We start from the raw sequence: 22,153 nt of genomic DNA on the forward strand, positions 1-22,153 counted from the left end.
ACTTACTACCGTTTTTGTTTTTAGTTCCCGCTAATCCGCGATGAACCTTTCGAAAGCCCTACTTTGGTAAACAATGCTTGCGCAAACAAGGGCTTCAAAACTATCGAATTAACGACCACAATCTGCGACTAATCAACATTTGGTCGAAGTGATCTGAACACTCGCCAACCCGCACATCAGCAACACGTCTAAAGTAATCACGACAAAGGAATCACGATGCTAAACATTGATAACCAGCACTTACTCTCTTTTATGGTGACAGAAGCGAACAACGCAGTTGCAGTCACAAACCCAGCAACGGGTGAACTCATCGGGCACGCACCGATATCATCAGAAACAGAGTTATCGAGCGCGATTGAACGAGCTCATGTAGCGCAAAAAGAGTGGGCAAAAATCCCTGCTAAATCTCGTGCTGCACTACTTCATCGCTGGCACCAGTTGATCCTCGAAAACAAGAATGACCTTGCTCGAATCATGACGATTGAACAAGGTAAACCGTTAGCCGAAGCGGCAGGCGAAGTGGTGTATGGCGCGAGCTTCATTGAGTGGTTTGCAGAAGAAGCAAAGCGCACTTATGGTGATTCCATTCCTAGCACAGTCGCAGGCAAACGTTTGGTGACCATCAAGCAACCGATCGGAGTGGCGTGCGCGATTACGCCATGGAACTTCCCGATTGCAATGATCACTCGTAAAGCGGCTCCTGCCTTAGCTGCGGGTTGTAGCTTTGTCGTGAAACCTTCGGATGAGACACCGCTTTCTGCGTTTGCTGTGGTTGAACTGGCTTATCAAGCGGGTATCCCTAAGGATCTACTTCAAGTCGTTCTTGGTGAAAGCCCTGAACAAGTGGGCAACCTATTCACTTCGCATCCGTTGATCAAAAAAATCTCTTTCACTGGGTCGACCCGTGTGGGCAGCATTTTGATGGCTCAAGCTGCAAAAGGCATCAAACGCACCTCTATGGAGCTTGGTGGCAATGCACCTTTTATTGTGTTTGACGATGCTGACATCGACGCGGCCGTTCAAGGCGCAATGGCGTCGAAGTTCCGTAATGCAGGTCAAACATGTGTCTGTGCAAACCGATTCTACGTTCACAGTAAAGTGTACGATGAGTTTGTGGCTAAATTCGATCAAGCGGTTCAGCAGCTTAAGATTGGTAACGGTTTAGATGAGGGTGTCACGATTGGACCTGTTGTCAGCCTGAATGCGAAGAACAACATCCAAGCTTTGATAAACCGAGCGATTGAACAAGGTGCTGCGCCTGTCACGCCAACTCAGGAGCTTAATGGGCTTTTCATTCAGCCTGTTGTTCTTAAAGATGTAAAACACAGCATGGACATCGTTCAACAAGAGATATTTGGCCCAGTCGCGCCTGTGATGAAATTCGACACGGACGAAGAGCTTATCGAGATGGCCAACGATACGATTTATGGTTTGGCGTCTTACTTCTACAGTCAGAACATCCACCGAGTGTGGAACATTGCAGAAGCGCTTGAGTACGGTATGGTCGGCATTAATGATGGTCTAATCTCAACCGAAGTCGCGCCTTTCGGTGGTGTGAAACAATCAGGAATTGGCCGTGAAGGTGCGAAAGAAGGCATCGATGAGTACATGGACATTAAGTATCTTTGCTTTGGCGGAAAATAAGGTTGGTAGTAACTAGGTTCTGGCAGTGATTAGGGCTCGGAAATAATTAAGTCTTAGTGATCAATAACCTGCCCCACTCTCCACCTTTCCCACCACAAAAATGAATCAAAAAAAAGCCGCGCTATAAAAGCGCGGCACCTTGGGCTCGGTTAAAGGGGGTTTCTTTTTTTTTAGTATTTTACATTCTCTGTTTTTGTTATTGGGTTGCTTCTCTATCCCTGCGCTTTCAGTTTTAGACGCATAGCATGCAGCACTGGCTCGGTGTAACCACTAGGTTGAGCGCAGCCTTCGAATACCAACTGACACGCTGCTGAAAATGCGATGCTGTTTTCAAAGTCAGGTGCCATATTGCGGTAGCTCGGGTCGCTAGCATTTTGCTCATCAACCACTGCGGCCATGCGCTTCATGGTTTTCATTACTTGGGCTTCATTACAAATTCCATGACGTAACCAGTTCGCAATGTGTTGGCTCGAAATACGCAGCGTAGCGCGGTCTTCCATCAAACCTACATCGTTAATATCTGGCACCTTAGAGCACCCTACGCCTTGGTCAATCCAACGAACCACGTAACCTAGAATACCTTGCGTGTTGTTATCCAATTCGTTTTGGATATCTTGAGCTGTTAGCTTTTGATTACCTAATAGCGGAATAGTAAGGATATCGTCTACATTGGCTCTCACTCGCTCACGAAGCTCTTTCTGGCGGCTTGGTACACTCACCTTGTGATAGTGCAGCGCGTGCAAAGTCGCGGCGGTTGGAGAAGGAACCCAAGCAGTATTAGCACCCGCTTGTGGATGTCCGATTTTCGCGTCCATCATCTTCGCCATATTATCCGGCTCTGGCCACATACCTTTACCAATCTGGGCTTTACCTTGCAGGCCACAAGCTAAGCCAAGATCAACGTTTTGATCTTCGTATGCGCCGATCCAAGTCATGGTTTTCAGCTGTGTTTTAGGAGCAAAAGGCCCCGCTTCCATACTGGTGTGAATCTCATCACCCGTTCGGTCTAAGAAACCTGTGTTGATAAACACAACACGATCTTTAGCTGCACGAATACATTCTTTAAGGTTAACCGAAGTACGACGCTCTTCGTCCATGATGCCGACTTTTATCGTGAATCGATCTAGCCCTAATGCATCTTCAATACGGCCAAACAATTCATTAGTAAAGGCGACTTCTTCAGGGCCATGCATCTTAGGTTTTACGATGTTGATACTGTTCGCAGTCGAGTTTTGGTACGCGCTGTTGCCTTTTAAATCATGCATCGCAATTAACGAAGTGATCATGCCATCCATAATGCCTTCAGGCACTTCATTACCTTCGGCATCAATAATCGCAGGGTTAGTCATCAAGTGGCCGACATTACGGATGAACAACATGCTGCGGCCTTTTAGTGAAATCTCACCACCCGTCACGCTGGTGTATTGGCGATCGGGATTAAGGTTACGAACAATAGTTTTGCCGTTTTTCTCTAGTGATTCTTGCAGATCACCTTTCATCAAGCCTAACCAGTTACGGTAAGCCAATGCTTTGTCTTCACCATCAACTGCAGCAACCGAGTCTTCGCAATCCATAATGGTTGTTAGGGCAGCTTCGACCAACACATCTTTAATACCCGCCACATCAACGCTACCAATCGGTGCGCTTGGGTCAATTTGAATTTCGATGTGCAGATTATTGTGTTTAAGAAGAATGCACGAAGGGGAACTTGCGTCACCTTGATAGCCAATGAACTGGTCGCTATCAATGAGAGTGACTTCTTCGCCGTTATCGAGTGTCGCTATGAGCTTATTGCCGATGCTAGCGTTACTGATGCTGTATTTGGTCACGTCTTTATGAGAGACACCGTTTAATGGCGCTGCATCATCAAGGAACTCACGAGCATAAGTCACTACTTTAGCGCCACGAGCAGGGTTAAAGCTTCCGCCCTTTTCCGCGCCATCACTTTCACTGATCACGTCCGTTCCGTAGAGCGCATCATATAGACTGCCCCAACGCGCATTGGCTGCGTTAAGTGCAAAGCGTGCGTTCATGATTGGCACCACAAGCTGCGGCCCTGCTTGTGTTGCGATCTCAGGTTCTACGCTGGCTGTCGTCACTTGAAAGTCATCGCCTTCAGGAACCAAATAACCGATCTGCTGTAAGAACTGTTTGTACTCTACAGGATCTAGCGTTTGCCCGGCACGCTCTTGGTGCCAAACGTCAATTTGATGTTGAAGATCTTCACGCTTGATAAGCAATGCGCGATTTTTTGGCGCCAAATCTTCAAGAATGGTTGCAAATGATTGCCAAAAGTCTTCAGCGACAATGCCTGTTCCAGGAATCACCTGCTCATTAATTAATTGGTAGAGGGTGCTATCAATGTTCAAGCTTCCCTGTTGAATACGACTGCTCATAAAATCTCTCTCAAACTAATTGATGGCTACTCAATAAATTTTCGTGACTAGCTCAAATTTACTTTACTGATTTAAACTTACTTAACGGACATGAATTTAGCTAATTTATGCCGGTTATATTGGATATTCATATAAAAAATACCCTACAAACTATGTTATTCCGTCACTCCACTCTCGATTTCGTTAGCGACACTTTTAATCAAACGACGCATCCACTGATGGTCTGGATTGGTTTGTAACAATGGACTCCACGCCATCTTCACCTCAAAGGGTTCAATCGCAAATGGCGCAGGCTTGATCAACAATCTAGGATTATTGCGCTGCAGTTGAGCTGCTTTGGTAGGAATAGTCAGGATAAGGTTCTTCTGCTGAGCGAAGAGAATCGCCGACAAATAGTGTCGAGTAAACACCGTGATGTTACGGGTTTTACCGATGCGCATTAATGCCTCATCTATCCAACCAAGCTTTTGTGCTTCACTTGGGTTTATTCCCACTCCCGTTCCCATACCTGTCTTACTTACCCAAATATGTTGTGCCTTTAAATAAGACAAAATATCGAAGTTGTCGGCGATCGGGTTGTCACAACTAAATAGGCAAGAAAACCCGTCGTGCCAGAGGCTCATCTGGTGAAACGACTGAGGAATATCGTCAAATCGGTTGATAATTATATCAACGGTACCTTGCTCTACATCCTGATAACTCACGTCACTTGGCGTCATGATATCCAGTCGTATTTTCGGTGCTATCTCACTTAACCTTTTCAGAAGAGGTTGAATAATGGTCGACTCTGCATAGTCACTCGCCATGATACGAAACACGCGTTCACTGTCTTCTGCATTAAACTCTGTGGTCGGTTGCAGTGTCTTCTCTACATTCGCCAAGATGTTTCGAATCAGTGGCTGCAACTTATGCGCGCGTTCGGTCGGTATCATCCCTTCACTTGTTCTTACTAATAGCGGGTCTTCAAACAGATCACGCAATCGGCGAAGGCCATTACTCATGGCAGGCTGAGTAATACCCAATTGATTTGCTGCTCGTGTAACGTTTCTCTCACGTAGCAACATGTCTAAATACACAAGTAAATTAAGGTCTATACGAGCAATATTCATAAGAAAAATACCGAATATAATAACTATAAATTAACAAAATTATCACATACATGATTATTATTTGTCCATGGTTAGATTTAATCCAAATCAAATGACCTCGCCAAATTGGCCAACATGTCCACGTGAAACTAAGGAATAGTTATGTCGCAAATTACACAAGATATCGAAATGATTGAAGTTGCAAAAAGCGCTGCTGGTGCTCCATGGGATGCAATTAACCCTGAATCTGCTGCTCGTATGCGAGCTCAAAACAAATTCAAAACAGGTCTGGATATTGCGCAATACACGGCAGATATCATGCGTGCAGACATGGCGGCTTACGACGAAGACAGCTCTCAATACACTCAGTCTCTGGGTTGCTGGCATGGTTTCATCGGCCAACAAAAGCTGATTTCTATTAAGAAGCACTTTGATGGCAAGACTGACCGTCGTTACCTATACCTTTCTGGTTGGATGGTTGCTGCACTTCGCTCTGACTTTGGTCCACTTCCAGACCAATCAATGCATGAGAAAACATCGGTTGCAGGCCTAGTAGAAGAACTATACACATTCCTGCGCCAAGCTGATGCTCGTGAACTGGGTGGTTTATTCCGTGAGCTAGACGCTGCACGTGAAGCGGGCGACGTTAACCAACAAGACCTTATCCAAGACAAAATCGACAATCACGTAACACACGTTGTGCCAATCATTGCCGATATCGATGCAGGTTTCGGTAACGCAGAAGCGACTTACCTAATGGCTAAGCAGATGATTGAAGCGGGTGCATGTTGTCTACAAATTGAAAACCAAGTTGCCGATGAGAAGCAATGTGGTCACCAAGATGGCAAAGTAACGGTTCCACACGCTGACTTCCACGCAAAACTTCGCGCACTTCGTTACGCTTTCCTTGAACTAGGCATCGACAACGGCGTTATTGTTGCTCGTACCGATTCTCAAGGTGCTGGCCTAACAAAAGAAATCGCAGTAGTGAAAGAGCCGGGCGACCAAGGTGATATCTACAACTCATACCTAGATGTTGAAGAGATCGATGTTGCAGATATGGCAGAAGGCGACGTTTGCTTTAACCGTGACGGCAAGCTAGTTCGACCTAAGCGTCTACCTTCAGGCTTATACCAATTCCGCCAAGGTACTGGTGAAGACCGTTGTGTATTCGACTGTATTGAAGCAATCAACGCGGGTGCTGACCTACTATGGATTGAGACTGAGAAGCCACACATCGGTCAAATCAAAGAGATGATGGACGGCGTACGTGAAGTTCACCCTAATGCGAAGCTGGTTTACAACAACTCTCCATCATTCAACTGGACGCTAAACTTCCGCCAACAAGCATACGATGCGATGGTAGCAGAAGGTAAAGATGTTTCAGCTTACGACCGTGCTAGCCTAATGAGTGCTGAATATGACGAAACTGAATTGTCTAAACGAGCTGATGACAAGATTCGCACATTCCAAGCGGATGCATCTCGTGAAGCGGGTATCTTCCATCACTTGATTACTCTACCGACTTACCACACTGCAGCGCTGTCTACTGACAACCTTGCAAAAGAATACTTCGGTGACCAAGGCATGCTGGGCTATGTTGCAAATGTTCAGCGCAAAGAGATACGCCAAGGCATCGCTTGTGTTAAACACCAAAACATGTCTGGTTCAGACATCGGTGATGATCACAAAGAATACTTCGCGGGTGAAAATGCACTAAAAGCAGCGGGTGAAGCGAATACGTCTAATCAATTTGATTAACCGCTAACGCTAAAGCCTCCCCCGTCCTTCTCTCTTACTTAGGTAAGATCCGGGGGAAGGCTTTGAGATAAAGCTTGTACTGCCAGCTTTATCTCAAAGCCTCAGATTTGTGTTCCACACCACGGTTAACCGAACAACTTCTGTTTAAGCTAACTGTATACGTATTTGTTCAGATTCCTATTTGTTAAGATTCTTATTTTTTGAGAGTGCCTATGACTTCAATACCTACACACCTACAAGATGCAAAAACACTGTTATCAGAGAATGGTTTCGCGACGGGTGATACTTGGTATCACGGCACATCTTCCGCTTTATTGGCTTCTATTCAAGGCCAAGGTTTAAAACGTTCTGGAGACAAAGCGCTCAACGAAGCAGCTTCAAAAACTATGGCGACCATCGGCAACAACTACACCGAATCGGTTGAGCCAGTGTTTCTCACCCAGAGCAAAGAACTGGCATATTACTGGGCTCAACAAACCGTTCGTGAGCGAGGCGTTCGCTTCGAAGGTGAAGAACAGCCTATCGTATTAGCGGTAAACTTATCTGAAAAGCAACGTCCCAAAGTAAGACCGGACGTAGGAGCAATGAGTCTATTGATGATGAGTGTGGGCGAGCAATTCATGTCTCACCTCACTGAAATTTATCAAGCCAATAACATTGCAGGCCCCGACATCGAGCTTCGCACTGCTGATCGCATGGACTACCTCAATAAACTCGGTATGGCCTACATTGATGAAGACATCAGCCGTGCTTGTGTTCAGGAGTTAGCTGAGCCCGAGTTGGCCGACTGAAAACGTTCAACAAATCAGTCTTCTTAAAAACAAAAATGGCTCCCAACACGGAGCCATTTTTATTTGCTATCAGCCTATCTCACAAGACACTGGCACATCTAGATTATGAGCACAGAAGACCTTTCTGTGCAGGTTGCGTCATTTCGATGTCACCTTGTAGAGAACGGTAAACGATGGTGTTCCACACTTCACCATTATCCATTTCAAACTCAATAGCGTAATTCAAACCCGCGACAACCTGAGTTCGAACACTCAAGATCTGCTTGAGATCAGCTGAAGTGTTCATTTGGCTAAGAACTGCGTTTAAAGCTTGCTTGGCTTCTGGTGTTATCTCACTTTTCGACCAACCACCCGTCAGGTTTTTAGTGCTGCAGATGGGGTTCGCATTCTCTTGCGGTTGAGTTGGTACCTCTGATTTCTGACTACACCCAGCTAACGCCACGACACTAAACAAGGTTGCTGTTCCAAGTAATGATGTTAATCGTACGTTCTTCATAAATTCTCTCTACCTCAATCATTTACGAGGGATTACTCGCAATAATGTTTCATATGCAGGCAAGCTTAAACCTCGAATGTCATCACTTCATCAGAGATTATGGTGTAACTACTCTATAAACACAGGAGATTGTCAGGAAAACAAGCCGAGCACTGGAGCTCTGCTTTTATCCACCTGATATTTAAATCATTAAAATGAGTAGCGAGAGAATAAGCGAGTAATAATACAGACATAATTAATCAGTTAATTACATACTTCACACCAAAAACATTCCTATCACGATTAATAAGATGAGCTCATCTTGATGTGGATTATGATATTGGTTCAAAAAATAGATATTTGAAATTATTTTATAAATCCAAAAGTTTATGCTCGACTTAATCATGTCTGATTTTAAAACTGTGATCCAACCCTACAAGTTGTTGATAATAATGCACTTTGTTCATCTGTGAATTCATTCAAATATGGAAAATCTTTATTGTTAAGGGTGGGTGCAAGTAGTAAAATCTCACCCGATTATGCAACTTACTTCTCACAACATGGACACAAGTAAAGTTACGATTAGCTCTCTCAAAGTAACGTAACTTCAAACACATACCTAAAATCAGTGTCCTATAGATAGTGCAGATCAAATAAAAATAATTATATAAACCTAGGCTAGGTTAAACATGAAATTAACGTCGTCTTTAGGCTCACTGTTGGCTAGCAGTCTGTCTATCGAAATAAAACAGCGAGCGCTGATAGAGCTCGTCATCAGCACTTATCAGCCACATGAGCGCACTGAGCTTTTTCAAAGCGTGACTGAATATCGTAGAAGCCAATTAGAATTGCTTTTCCCAGAGCATCAAAACAAAAGCTACTCTGTATTGTTTGAGGTGATGGACTACCGCGATCTGATTCTGCGCTATCCAAATACACTATCTGCAGAGATTGCTCTTCTAGAGCAGGCTGTAGGGCAGTGCTATATGCATTGGCTAGATTTCTGGTGTGAGTGTGAAATTGCTGCGATCAAAGCAAAATCTCCATTAAATCCAAGCTCCATTTCTCATGTCGACCTCCCTATCAATGACAGTGCTTATTACGGTGCGATCATCGAACAGATAGAACATGAGCCACTTTTGGTACAAACACCGAGTCACCCACAAGGAATGCCAATCAGCGATGCCATTGCTTTAAGCAATCTCGAGGTGTTCATCAAGGGCGAGAAATGGTTTGAGATGCTGCCTTTATTACACCTTTCTCAGGCAGGTAAGCATTTTATTCTGCTCAAGCATCCAGTCGATGAAGCCTTTCCAACACTGGTTTCCTCTGCGCTGATTCAAGACTGGTCTAAGAATGACACTTGGCTAAGTTACGCACCGCCGTTCAGCAATGAGCAATGGCAATACTGTTTACCCAATTACGGCTACGATGAACTCGCAGGGTTACAACTTTTCACACCGCCTACACTGTCAAAATGTTACTCTCTCCCAGAATTTGACCAACAATTCCAGTTACAATTGTCCGACAAAGATGCCCTGTGTGAGGTGTTACGTCTGACAGTCAGTGGCAATACCCAACAAAAGCTCTATTTCCTCTACCTTTCTCAAAAAGAGCTGATGAGTGTGTTACACCAAATAGGCTATAAGATTGGCTTCACTATTATCGAGCAACCTTTCATGCTTCAGTTTTATCAAACCATTGATTCCAATGCATACTTCCATTCTGGATATTGCGAATTAAATGACGATGGCACGACAATTTATCGTGGATTCTGGAATTTTGAGATGATGGTAAAAGCGTTCAATAATGTCGATTTTCGAAGCTACAAACGCGCAGTGCGAGAAAGCAGAAAGTCATTAGAAAAGTCGCGCTCGGCAGGAAAAACTAGCTCGGTGAAAAAGGATGAACATGTTTGATTTCGGCCTAGAGGCGATCATCTATGCAAAAGCAATCACACTGCTTGCAACCGTGGCTGTGGTTGTCATGTGGTTGTTCTATTACTGCTATCGCCTGAAACAGAAGAACGAAGTGATCGCAGGGACACACCATGCCCCTTACATCGCGTATTCGATCTGCATTGTTGCGTGGATCAGCAGTAACGCTTATTTCCATACCGACTTATTACCGGAACTTGGGGCCTCGGCCGCCGTGTTCGCCGCAAAGTTTGCCAACCTCGCCTCGTTCTTTGCGTTTGCCTTTGCCTATTACTTCTCGTGCAAACTCGCCGCTGAACAACGTAATGGTAAGGTTCATGTGTGGCAGCAAGCCATTTTCGTCACCCTGACCGTCTACTCCTTCTTTATCAATTTAAGTCCGGGGTTAACCGTTGAACACGTCACCATTGCAGGCCCAAGCCAGTTCGTGATTGAGTTTGGCCCGCATACGCCGTACTTCTTTATTGGGATGATTAGCTTTGTAGTGCTAACACTACTCAACCTGGTGGCCATGCGCGCCAACAGCAGCAAGCTAACTTTAGCCAAAACCAACTATATGATCGCCGGCATTTTAGTCTTCATGCTGTCTACTGCGACGATCCACCTAGGCATGACCTACTTCTTGCGTGATTTCTCGCTCACTTGGCTGCCACCAGCTTTGTCGATAAGTGAAATGTTGTTCGTTGGCTATGCCCTGCTGACCTCGCGCTTCTACAGCGTGAAATACCTGGCGTACATGAGCCTAAATGCGATGTTGGTTTGTGCTATTTTGGTGATCCCTTTTGGCGCGATATTTATCCCGCTGACAGACGACAGTCAATGGCTTGTTGCTATCCCAATCTGCGCGATTATCGGCATCACGTGGCATGTTCTCTACAAGCGCGTAAGCCACTACGCCTCGTTCTTTGTCTACGGAAACAAGAAAACGCCAGTACAACAGATCCTCGCGCTAGAAGAGGATTTCAAGCTATCAATTGATGATGCAATGCGTCGTTTGGGTAGCCTACTGCAAATTCCAGAAGATAAGCTACGTCTAGTTAACAGCAACTATAACGAAACCTTCTACGAAGATTATCTGTCTACTAACAAGTCCGTTTTAGTGTTCGATGAGTTGTCTCAGGAGCTTGATTACACCGCACCAGCCAAGCGCTCAATCAAAGCCCTGTATGACAAGATGAGCTCCAACGATACCGCTTTGGTGATGCCTCTGTTTGGTCAGGGGAAATCGGTCACGCACTTGTTAGTATCGTCACACAAGAGCAACGATCAGATGTTCTCTAACGAAGAGATCTCTGCCCTGCAAACCTTGTTAACTCGAGTACAAAGCACTATCGAAGCCGATAGACGCATCCGCCAAAGCCGTGCCCTTGCTAACTCAATCGCTCATGAAATGCGTAACCCACTGGCTCAAGTGCAATTGCAATTTGAACTATTAAAACAGCACATTGATAATCAAGCTCCAGCGAAACAGATCTTACTTGATATTGAGAACGGCCAAGCTGCGATTCAACGTGGTCGACAGCTGATTGATATCATCTTGCGAGAAGTCAGTGATAGCTCACCCGAGCATGGACCAATCACCATGACCTCTATCCACAAGGCCGTGGATCAAGCCGTCAGCCATTATGGCTTTGAGAACGAGAAGATCATTGAGCGAATTCGTTTACCACAACATGCTGATTTTGTGGCAAAGCTGAATGAAACCTTATTCAACTTCGTCATTTTCAACCTGATACGTAATGCAATCTATTACTTTGATTCTTATCCAGAAAGCCAAATTGAGATCAGCACCAACACCGGACCGTACGAGAACGTTCTAATATTCCGAGATACCGGCCCCGGCATTGACGAAGCCATTACACATAAAATTTTTGATGATTTCTTCTCTTACCAAAAAAGCGGTGGTAGCGGCCTAGGGCTCGGTTATTGCCAACGAGTGATGCGTTCATTTGGCGGCCGAGTTGAGTGCCACTCTAAACTTGGGGAGTTTACTGAGTTCCACCTGTACTTCCCGGTGGTACCCAATGCCCCCAAAGCAGACGCACTTCGTACGCCTTACTTCGATGATTGGAAAGGTAATCAAACCGCAACTGAAAACAAAACCAACGCTGAAGCTAAGCCAGATAACCAAGCAGAAACGCAAAGTTCAGAGCCAACAAGTACGCTAACCCCAGAGAACCATTTGGCTCCAACCGTGCTTATCGTCGATGATAAAGAAGTGCAACGCACGCTTGTTCAGATGTACCTGAGTCGACTTGGCGTAAATAGCTTACAAGCTAAAAACGGCGAGAATGCCGTCGAGCTGTTCAAAACACACAAGGTCGATTTGATCTTAATGGACGTACAAATGCCGATAATGAATGGTTTTGACGCAAGCCAAATCATCAAGGCACGCTCACCTCAAACACCAATCATTGCTTTGTCTGGCGAATCAGGACAGCACGAGTTAGATATGATCAGCAAGTTGATGGATGGTCGCCTAGATAAACCAACCTCTTTGAACGCGCTGCAACGCGTGCTCGATAACTGGCTAGAGAAAGGCTGTGCCTCGAATGCTTCCAAAGAAACCGAAGATGAAGAGTAGATGGCTAATGGCTAATGGCTAATGGCTAATGGCTAATGGCTAACAAGTTAATCAACGACTGATAAAAAATCCCTTCAAGAAAGGTTCTTGAGGGGATTTTTATTATGGGGGTGAACTCGTGAAATTCAGCGAGTTATATTTCATTAATATTGTTGTTCGCTCAGACGAACAAAGTCACACCCGTTTCTTGGTTAATTGAAATAGATAGTGCCACTCCATTTCTTACCAAGCTTAGATTGATAACGTCCGATCGCCACTCGATATCAGAAACTCGAACCTCATCGTTTTGCGTCAAGTTATGTACCGTGGCAACTTTAAGAACCGCTTCTTGGCTACGTAAAATCGTGTAAGCTAAATCACTGGTTGCAGGGTTGTCTGGCGCATACCCCAACAACAGAGTTGCTGAACTATCTGTTATCAGCTGCTGATTAAATTCAGTTTGTCCATCAATCGAATAACGCAAATCAATGGACACTTTAAGAGGCATGTCATGGCAGCTCGTCATTCTTGCTAAAGGCCCATCTAGTGGATTGTCGCAACCTTGTGCCTCCGTCAAAGCGCTGTGTTGTCCTCTGACATGCCAGACCAAATCTAGTTGTTGGTGGTGAGGGTTTTCCGCAGTATTGAATTCAATCGCCACATCCCCTAACCACAGAATTTGACGACGAAACACAACGTCTTTGTACGCGGCTAAATCCCACTGAACAATAGTATGGCTATCGACCGTCGGTAACTCACCACACCAATCTGTTTGTGTGTCTAACCATGTGTAGGACTGTTCTTTTACAAATGTATTCACTTGAGGGTTGGCTGGCGGTTGATTCTTCTGATTCACCGCCAAGGTGTTGTGCGTCACCGTATTTTTATAATACCCATAATGCAGTTCAGCACCGTACCCTGTTGTTCCCAAGTCAGGCAAAATTTCTTTACCATTTCGAGTAATGATCACCCCTAGTCGATCATAGTGATCATGCTCACCACCATACGGAGAGTGCTTAATTAATAGCATGTTATCGTGCTCTCGATCGTGCATGATCGTGACGCCTGATTGTTCTGCATGAATAGACTGGCACATGAGCGGCTCTGCCACAGGTAATGCATCAACACCGTACAACAGTGCGTCGATATTGTTGCGTGGCTTATCCTGATAGATGCTCTGCAACGCCGATGCAAATAAAGGGTCTCGGAACTCGCGATACCCGAATTCGAACAAGTGGCTATGAGTTAACTTCTCTTGACCCGCAATACAATCGTTCAGACGTGGAAAGTCACCCGTATTGATGAGTAGCTTGAGCGGGAACGCCAACATGGTATGGAAGTTTGGCGCCGCTTGTAGTGAGTACTCTGTTTTACATGCCATTTTTTCGAAATTCAGAAGTGCTTGTAAAGCGTAGTAATGATAATGGATAGAACCTTCAAACCATAAGCCCTCCCCCTTTACACCATGCTCTAACTGATACTTCAAGCCATAAGGAGTGCTCACCGCAAAGTCGATGAATTTTCGGTCACCAAGTATCAAGCCTATCACGCCAATAGTCGCAGAAATCTTCATTTCATGGTTATGCAATTGATTTGCTCGATGTTGCATCAGGAACTCAGCGCCTTCGCGTAACAAGCGCTGTTCAATAAACAATTGCTCTTCGGTATTCAACTGCTCTTTAACGAAATCATAGCCTCGGGCAAAATCAATATTGCAATTCGCTTCACAGAGAGTCTGTGCATTTGCTTTTCCTGGACCGTTATATGGAATACCGCCATGTTCTTCGTAATTCGGGTAGTATTCTGCATAACCCAATAAGATCTCACGAACTTTTTCAAAGTATTTGCGGTCTTGAGTAATGTGCCAAAGCAAGCCTAGGTCATTACACGCTTTCGAATTGAGCCCATTAAGCCAACGCCACCATGCACCGTCATAAGGTTCCCCAGTAAGCACTTCCCCATCAACAGGGCACACATGTTCAGTGGGTCGGTCTCTATCCCAACTTAAGCGAACCCCATGCGTGGGGCAAAAATAGTATAAATTCCATGTTGCGCGGGCATCAGGTGGAACAAGAGTGTCTGAAGTAAGCACAACCTGATTATCTTGAATAATTTGTTCGATGATCTCTTGGCTGGTATTTTGACGAATGACCGCCATTTCCTGAGAGGTAAACTGCAGCATAATGGATACCTATACTAAATCTTTAGATGAATGAAAATTGAAGTATTGTTTGGCGTTTTGATAACAGATGTTCTCGACACTCTGTTTAAGCAAAGGCTCATCATTCGGTAGCTCCCCGTCATCGACCCACTTACCAAGTAAGTTACATAGAATGCGACGAAAATAGTCATGACGAGAGAGTGACAACACGCTGCGAGAGTCGGTTAACATTCCGACAAAACGTCCTAGAGCACCTAAATTTGCTAGATCTTGAAGTTGTTTTTCCATACCCGCCTTATGATCGTTAAACCACCACGCAGAACCAAGCTGCACTTTACCTGGCTGCGCATCACTGTCTTGAAAAGCGCCTATGATTGACCCAAGCACTGGGCTATCTTTCGGGTTAAGGCTATATACGATGGTCTGAGGGAGTTGGCGGTCTTGATCTAACAAACTCAATAAATGACTAAGGTTTTCTGCAATTGGGTTGTCACTGATAACACTGAACCCCATACCGCCACCTAGCTTATCAAAGCGGCGCCTATTCACATTAGTTAACACTCCAATATGAATTTGCATCGACCAACCGTGCTTGTGATAAGCCTTACCAAGCACTTCAAAAACGGCTGTCTTAAACTGCGAAATTTCTTCACTATCCAGCGCCTCACCACGGTTAACCTTTGCTATCGCTTTATCAAGCACTTCAGAGTAATAATGTGAAAACTCCACAACTTTTAACCCTAAGTCAGATAATCGACAGTTGTGTTGTGCAAAAAAGTCCACACGAGACGTGATTGCTTGAGCATAGCTTGCGAAATCGACGACATTAATGTCAGTGATGAACGCCAGTGAATTGAGTGTATTTTGAAAACTACTTTGATTCTCTATTTCAATCAGACTGTCAGCACGAAATGTCGGCAAGACTTGTACAGAAAATCCTGAACGATTCAGTTTATCGTGATAGCTCAGATCGCTAAGTGGATCATCAGTGGTGCACAAGGTATCGACTCGACTCTCTTTAAGCAGACTTTGGAATCGGTGAGACTCTTGGCTGAGTTTTTGATTACAGTGTTGCCAAATAACCTCGCAATTCTCTGAGTTGAGCAGTAAATCGAGACCGAAGTATTTCTTAAGCTCCAAGTGACACCAGTGATACAGCGGATTGCCGATCAGATACGGCATGGTCTCACACCACTTTTGAAACTTTTCATAATCACTCGCATCACCTGTGATGTAATGCTCATCGACTCCGTTACTTCGTAATGCACGCCACAAGTAGTGATCGCAACTCAACCAAGCTTGAGCAATATTGTCGTATTGATGGTTGTCATAAACCTCTTTGGCATCTAAGTGGTTGTGATAATCAATAATGGGAAGCCCTGCCGCGTAATCGTGATATAAACGCTTGGCAGTATCCCCCTGCAATAGAAAATCTTTGTGTATGTATGAAGACATAATTCAAACTCTTGTAGAAAACTGTATTGATAAACTTTAGGGAAAAATTCAATCATGAAATTGTTTCCTAAAGCCCCTCTGCGAGGTGGTTCATATAAGCCAGAGAGCGCCCCCCTCTGGCCTATACCCTTGTTACTTTTACATGACTAGTTATTGCCGATTACTTGGATGTAGATACTTCTAACCGAGGCGTTTTCCTCGCACTCTTCAATAACAGAGAACCCACAGTAACAATCACTGCGCCACAGAAGATAAAGGCCATGCGACCCCAGAACGGATTCGGGATTAGTACCATCGCCGTTACAAGTGCACCGAAAACCAGAATGAGTTTGCCTAGCATGTCGCGTTGTTGGCGATCCATTTCATCTTGTCCTTCCTCTTCGATAACAGGAGTCGCAACATCACTCCAAAACTCTTTAAGTTCTGTGTTTCGTTCGCCCACTGGCTCTTTGTAGAACTTAGTTGTTAGACAGAAGAAACCACCCGTGATCACAAGGTGACCAATAACCCCAAGCAGAACTTTTAGGTCACTCGCTTCACGTCCTGTGAACGGAACCTCGAGGTTTAATAGATTGGCAACGACGTCTGCTGTAAGCACAAAACTCACGATGTAAGACACCAACATGCCCACAGCCAATGTCGCCCAGGCTGCCCAGTCGGGCGTTTTCTTAATAAACATACCGAAGAATAACGGCACTAGAATCGGCATCTGTAACAGCGTACTTACGTACATCATTGCGTCGAAAAGGCTCAGGCCACGAAGAGAGTTAATGAACAGAGCCACCATGATGATCAATATGCCGAAGACCATAGTCATGAATTGACTCACTCGCATCAGCTTCTTGTCATCCGCGTTTTTGTCTATGATTGGCGAGTAAAAGTTACGCACGAACACACCTGAATTTCGGTTTAGACCGGAATCCATTGAAGACATTGTTGCTGCAAATACAGCCGACATAAGCAATCCCACCATACCAACCGGCATGACGTTTTCGACAAACACTAAGTAGACTGCATCAGCTGCTTTACTACCAAGTTCAGCCGCGTGCACAGTTGCCGCTTCAGGATAGATAATTGCCGTTACCCAAGGTGGTAAGAACCAAATTGCAGGCCCAACCAGCATCAATACAAACGCAAGGAGTGCCGCTTTACGTGCGTTAACAGAATCTTTCGCCGTTAAGAAACGATATGAATCTTGCATGTTGTTGATGTTTTGCAACTGCTTAACGAACATAAAGATAAACCAAGCTACGAACAGCAATGGATAGTTCATATCAGAGCCCATGACACTATCGGCAGGGAACTGCTCGATAAGATTCGCTGGACCACCAATTTTTGCCAATGCAGCCACAGCACAAACCACCGTCACCGCCATGATCACAACCATTTGTACAAAGTCTGAAGCAACCACTCCCCATGCTCCGCCCAGTACTGAAATGAAGAGAACAATCAAGCCAGTCACAACGATCGTGGTTTCGATATCCACTTTAAACACAGCACTAACGAAGAGTGCGAGACCATTTAGCCAAATACCGGTGTAAACCACACTTGTCGGCATTGTCGCCCACGTAAACACTTGTTCATTCGTTGCACCGAAGCGACGACGCACCCCTTCAATAGGTGTAACAACACGCATTTGTCGAAAGCGGTATGAAAAGAACAACCACGAAAGTAGAAAACCAAATGCGTTCGCCATGAAAATAACCATGATTGGGAACCCATCGGTAAAAGCTTTACCCGCAGCGCCAGTAAATGTCCAAGCACTAAACTGCGTCATGAATGCGGTAGAGCCAACCATCCACCACAACATCTTGCCTCCTCCACGAAAGTAATCACTGGTAGAGCTGCCTGCAAAACGTTTGAAGATGACGCCAATCGCTATCATAAAGATAAAGTAGACACCAACAACGAGCATGTCGATATTCATTACGAACCCCTTTTCATTATTGTTCCGTTTAAATGATTTAATTTTTAAAATACTGTTTCAGTATTACATTAACGACATTTTATTTAAGGGTAATCTGTGATTTTTGTGATCCAAATAATGCAAAAGTCATACAAATGAGATCGAGGTTGGATTATTGAGATCGGCGCTTTTTAGGTTGAAAAGATCATTGATGGATATTTGGATACATCGTGGCGAGAAGGAGCAAAAATAGATCAAGTAACCTAGGGATATAGCGACCAAATTACGAACCTAGGAGGTATACCAAGCCATGACTCAGGCGCCTATCGCTTTGGTATGGACTGAATATCAGCCACTAATTATCCAAACATCTGATATAAAAAAGCCAGCCTCGTTTGGCTGGCTCTCTGAAATCAAGCGTTAGAATTAGTCCAAAAGCGAACGAACATAATCAGCAATTTCTTGGTTTTGGCAGTTATCAAAGAAACACTGTTGGAAACGAGGGCTACCCACAGCAGTCTTCACTAGATCTTGATCGATAGCGCGCAGTGAATCAATAAAGTTATCCTTCACTACCGCTGCTTTTACCTCATTAAGAAGTGCGGCATTGCGTTGTTGTGGCTCTGCTCGCTCTAACGGGTAACCTTGACCACGCTCACCTGTAAACGCTTTTTCAAAGATGTAACGAACGTTTAGTTCACCAGCCCAACCAAAACCTTTCGCAAAAGCGAGCGCGATAGCGTTGCCGTTGTTGATTTGGTTAAACAAGAACGCATCAGAAGGCTCTAAACAGTAACCACAAACCACGCCTGGATGTAAGTTCAGCGACATCAAAGCACCTTGGCCAGTGCCACACCCTGTCACAACAAAGTCAACCGCCTTTGAGTTAATCAGAATGCTCGCCATAATACCTAGATGAATATACGTTAAGTGGTGATCGTTCTCGTCTGTCATTCCTAGGTTGAAAACATCGTGACCAAAACCACCAGCAACTGACTCTAGTTCAGCTGATACCATTGCATTTTTGCCTGCTTGACTGTTTTCCATCATTAGTGCGATTTTCATTTACTTTCTCCCGCAGCATTACTGCAAATTTAAAAATTAGTGCTCAAATGTTCGTTCTAAAAAATTTAGAGCTTAAACAAAGTCTTTACGCATTGGCGTAAAGTTATCAATTAATACGCCGGCTTCTAGGCAAACACAGCCATGTTCGATACCCGGCTCTTTGTACATAGTGTCGCCTGCGCGTACCACTTTCGTTACATCGCCAATAGTGAACTCAAAGGCTCCCGACAATACGTATGTGAGCTGCTCATGAGGATGGGTATGCAACGCACCAACAGCGCCTGTTTCGAAATGAACTTCTACAGCCATCACGTTCTCGCTATGAGCAAGCACCTTGCGAGAAACTCCCGCGCCAAGATCTTCCATTTTCACGTCTTCGTTATACACAAACATGTCGTTTTTATTCCTGTTGTTGCGGCGTAATTTTGCACTTGGCGTTATCTTGGTATAGACGAAAAATAGTAACGAGGTTAATCCCTATCACTGATATTTCCATCAGCGAGCCACCAATTGAACCAATAATTAGATTATTAGTTAGCCAGCATGCAGCTCCCAATAAAAAGCCGACTCTTAGTGCAATACCATTCAATCTAAATATTGAGTACGTTCCAATAATCGTTCCCGCTAAAGGCAGAAGTTGATACCAATGCTGAGCAAAACCGATTCCGCTGCCAACCGCGAGGGCAATAAATAACCCTGCAGCCCACAGCGATTTGGTATACATCGCGGTGCCAGTTCTGAGTGCTGAAATCAAAGCACCGATTGCCGATGTAATGGAACCCAATAATAAAAAGTGAATAAGATGGTTAACGTTCAACATCAACATAACCACTTTGAGCTTTTTGTCGTCCTTCTGGTAAAAGGTCGAAAGGCCCAGAAGGAAACTTACTAGCCCTACAGCTTGTGCAACGATCTCGTTAACCATCTTATATTACAAAAATCGTTATCGTGCTAACCATCCACCATCAACAGCAATGGTATAGCCATTAATGTAATCCGATGCAGGTGATGCTAAGAACACACATGGGCCAGCGACATCTTTTGGTGTACCCCAGCGATCAGCAGGAATGCGCTCAAGAATAGCTTGGTTACGATCAGCATCTTCACGCAGTGCTTGAGTATTGTTGGTTGCCATATATCCAGGTGCAATCGCATTAACATTAATGTTATCGCTCGCCCATTCGTTCGCCATCGCACGGGTGATACCCATTACAGCACTCTTAGACGCAGTATACGAAGGAACACGAATACCACCTTGGAAAGAGAGCATTGATGCGATATTAATGATCTTGCCGCCAGTGCCTTGCGCTTTAAACTGCTTCGCAACAGACTGAGACATAAAGAAAACGGTCTTAGTATTGATGTTCATTACGTCATCCCAGTTTTGCTCAGAAAACTCAATCGCGTCTTCTCGGCGAATAATGCCGGCATTATTAACAAGGATGTCGATGTGACCAAACTCAGTCAGCGCTTTATCTATAATTCCAGGAATATCTTCCTGCTTTAGAAGGTCAGCACGTACGTCTAAAAACGTATGACCCGCTGCATTCATTTTTTCGATGGTATCTGTTGGCTCAACACGATTTACGCCAACCACTTTACATCCAGCTTCAGCTAAACCAATTGCCATACCTTGACCAAGACCGGTATCACAACCCGTCACTATCGCTACTTTACCTTCCAGATTGAATGACTCTAACATCATGTTCGCTTCCTCAATTACGTTTAGTGTTGTGGCATTTCTGTAATGTCGCCCACTCGATTTAGTCATACAATAAAACATAAATTCGTTGCTGACAATTATTTTTGAAACGACATTTCAAAAATAATTTCTGATTAAGTTAAAACTTTGAAGTTGATCGTTCTCGTTTTTTATTTTTTTGAAAAGGCTTTTTAGAAATTACGAAAAGTGGTATTTTGTCTTGATATTAGATAGCCTAAAGGAAGAAAAATGGAGAAGTCCACCCAACCAGAAGCCGTTTCATCGGTATTAAAAGTTTTTAATATTCTTGAATCTCTGGGGGAACAGAAGGAAATAGGCGTATCAGACCTTTCACAACGTCTAATGATGTCTAAAGCCACTACCTATCGCTTTCTACAAACAATGAAAATGCTTGGCTATGTATCTCAACAAGGCGAAGCTGACCGATACTCACTCACATTAAAGATGTTCGAACTTGGTTCAAAATCACTCGAGTGGGTTGATATGATCACAATTGCAGAGAAAGAGATGCGTGTGATTTCAGAAGAGACTAATGAAACCATTCACTTAGGTGCGTTGGACCATGGCTCTATCATCTACATACACAAGATCGATTCTAGCTTCGCGCTGCGCATGCACTCGCGCGTTGGTCGAAGAAATCCTCTGCATACGACTGCGATTGGTAAGGTTTTATTGGCAGAACGTGACGAAGAATTCGTTCGCACTCAGTTGGCAGACGCCGAGTTTGTGAAAAGCACAAAAAATACCCTTGAAAACGTCGACCAACTTATCGACGAACTTAAAGCGGTTAAGCTACAGCACTTTGGCGAAGATAATGAAGAACAAGAGCCAGGCTTACGTTGTATCGCAGCTCCAGTTTACGACCGTTTTGGTACCGTAATTGCTGGCGTCTCAATTTCATTTCCTACCATTCGATTTGATGAAGAGAAAAAAGCTCACTATGTGGCGTTACTGCACAACGCAGGTAGAAATATATCCAAGCAATTAGGGTTTAATGATTACCCAATAAAATAATGATAAAGGCGGCAGTTATTGCTGCCTTTTTTATTGCGAGTTGTCCCCTTCAATTAATAGCCCAAGAATCATCGACAAGTCATGTTGTGCGTAAATAGAACGACATATAGCTCAGATAAACTCCTCCCCCCCTTCCACCAATCATACGCAGACCATCAAGCCTATAACCCACCA

Annotated in this window: 16 protein-coding genes; 6 read left to right on the top strand and 10 right to left on the bottom strand. The window is 44.4% G+C overall.

Features of this window, described 5'->3' with window-relative positions:
• Positions 1 to 216 precede the first annotated feature (216 nt).
• Positions 217 to 1,644: an NAD-dependent succinate-semialdehyde dehydrogenase gene (locus AB4623_RS00335; RefSeq protein WP_065585104.1), complete on the top strand. Its 1,428-nt coding sequence runs from the start codon at positions 217 to 219 to the stop codon at positions 1,642 to 1,644.
• Positions 1,645 to 1,856: 212 nt separating this feature from the next.
• On the opposite strand, the gene AB4623_RS00340 is transcribed toward AB4623_RS00335, so the two are convergent.
• The gene (locus tag AB4623_RS00340; RefSeq protein WP_372145479.1) at positions 1,857 to 4,040 is read right to left on the bottom strand and encodes a malate synthase G; all 2,184 of its coding nucleotides are present in this window, start codon (positions 4,038 to 4,040) and stop codon (positions 1,857 to 1,859) included.
• Between the two features lie 155 nt (positions 4,041 to 4,195).
• The gene (locus AB4623_RS00345) at positions 4,196 to 5,149 is read right to left on the bottom strand and encodes a LysR family transcriptional regulator (RefSeq protein ID WP_012600244.1); all 954 of its coding nucleotides are present in this window, start codon (positions 5,147 to 5,149) and stop codon (positions 4,196 to 4,198) included.
• Positions 5,150 to 5,290: 141 nt separating this feature from the next.
• Between AB4623_RS00345 and AB4623_RS00350 the strand changes: the two genes are divergently transcribed.
• Both AB4623_RS00350 and AB4623_RS00355 read left to right on the top strand, forming a co-directional pair.
• Complete coding sequence (locus AB4623_RS00350; RefSeq protein ID WP_017071002.1) at positions 5,291 to 6,889, top strand: isocitrate lyase; 1,599 nt, start codon at positions 5,291 to 5,293, stop codon at positions 6,887 to 6,889.
• A gap of 212 nt (positions 6,890 to 7,101) precedes the next feature.
• Positions 7,102 to 7,680, top strand: a complete 579-nt coding sequence (locus AB4623_RS00355) for a hypothetical protein (RefSeq protein ID WP_102332704.1) — start codon at positions 7,102 to 7,104, stop codon at positions 7,678 to 7,680.
• A gap of 103 nt (positions 7,681 to 7,783) precedes the next feature.
• Here AB4623_RS00355 and AB4623_RS00360 read toward each other — a convergent pair whose 3' ends face one another.
• Entirely contained in the window at positions 7,784 to 8,176 is a 393-nt protein-coding gene (locus tag AB4623_RS00360; RefSeq protein WP_017059983.1) for a cystatin domain-containing protein, read from the bottom strand.
• Positions 8,177 to 8,844: 668 nt separating this feature from the next.
• Between AB4623_RS00360 and AB4623_RS00365 the strand changes: the two genes are divergently transcribed.
• Positions 8,845 to 10,074, top strand: a complete 1,230-nt coding sequence (locus tag AB4623_RS00365; RefSeq protein ID WP_017064276.1) for an acyl-homoserine-lactone synthase — start codon at positions 8,845 to 8,847, stop codon at positions 10,072 to 10,074.
• Complete coding sequence (locus AB4623_RS00370) at positions 10,067 to 12,676, top strand: response regulator (RefSeq protein ID WP_372145481.1); 2,610 nt, start codon at positions 10,067 to 10,069, stop codon at positions 12,674 to 12,676. Before AB4623_RS00365 ends, AB4623_RS00370 begins: the two co-directional genes overlap by 8 nt.
• Before the next feature lie 160 nt (positions 12,677 to 12,836).
• On the opposite strand, the gene AB4623_RS00375 is transcribed toward AB4623_RS00370, so the two are convergent.
• The 7 genes from AB4623_RS00375 to kduD form a co-directional block, all read right to left on the bottom strand.
• A complete protein-coding gene (locus tag AB4623_RS00375; RefSeq protein ID WP_372145483.1) occupies positions 12,837 to 14,837 on the bottom strand; it encodes a heparinase II/III family protein in 2,001 nt (666 codons plus the stop codon).
• A gap of 9 nt (positions 14,838 to 14,846) precedes the next feature.
• Positions 14,847 to 16,271, bottom strand: coding sequence for a glucuronate isomerase (uxaC, locus tag AB4623_RS00380; protein WP_372099884.1), 1,425 nt, complete (start codon positions 16,269 to 16,271; stop codon positions 14,847 to 14,849).
• Between the two features lie 160 nt (positions 16,272 to 16,431).
• The gene (locus AB4623_RS00385) at positions 16,432 to 18,198 is read right to left on the bottom strand and encodes a sodium:solute symporter family protein (protein WP_102429219.1); all 1,767 of its coding nucleotides are present in this window, start codon (positions 18,196 to 18,198) and stop codon (positions 16,432 to 16,434) included.
• A gap of 405 nt (positions 18,199 to 18,603) precedes the next feature.
• A complete protein-coding gene (locus AB4623_RS00390; protein WP_048609763.1) occupies positions 18,604 to 19,242 on the bottom strand; it encodes an RpiB/LacA/LacB family sugar-phosphate isomerase in 639 nt (212 codons plus the stop codon).
• 72 nt (positions 19,243 to 19,314) lie between these two features.
• The gene (locus AB4623_RS00395) at positions 19,315 to 19,635 is read right to left on the bottom strand and encodes a cupin domain-containing protein (RefSeq protein ID WP_010431369.1); all 321 of its coding nucleotides are present in this window, start codon (positions 19,633 to 19,635) and stop codon (positions 19,315 to 19,317) included.
• Between the two features lie 7 nt (positions 19,636 to 19,642).
• Positions 19,643 to 20,167, bottom strand: a complete 525-nt coding sequence (locus tag AB4623_RS00400; RefSeq protein ID WP_102429220.1) for a YgjV family protein — start codon at positions 20,165 to 20,167, stop codon at positions 19,643 to 19,645.
• Positions 20,168 to 20,185: 18 nt separating this feature from the next.
• On the bottom strand, positions 20,186 to 20,947 hold the full coding sequence (gene kduD, locus AB4623_RS00405; protein ID WP_048609765.1) for a 2-dehydro-3-deoxy-D-gluconate 5-dehydrogenase KduD: 762 nt from the start codon (positions 20,945 to 20,947) through the stop codon (positions 20,186 to 20,188).
• Positions 20,948 to 21,193: 246 nt separating this feature from the next.
• Between kduD and kdgR the strand changes: the two genes are divergently transcribed.
• Entirely contained in the window at positions 21,194 to 21,979 is a 786-nt protein-coding gene (gene kdgR, locus AB4623_RS00410; RefSeq protein ID WP_048609766.1) for a DNA-binding transcriptional regulator KdgR, read from the top strand.
• The last annotated feature ends 174 nt before the right edge of the window (positions 21,980 to 22,153 follow it).

Origin of the sequence: Vibrio sp. 10N.222.52.C12, assembly GCF_041474215.1 — a bacterium.
Taxonomy (GTDB): Bacteria; Pseudomonadota; Gammaproteobacteria; order Enterobacterales; family Vibrionaceae; genus Vibrio; species Vibrio crassostreae_C.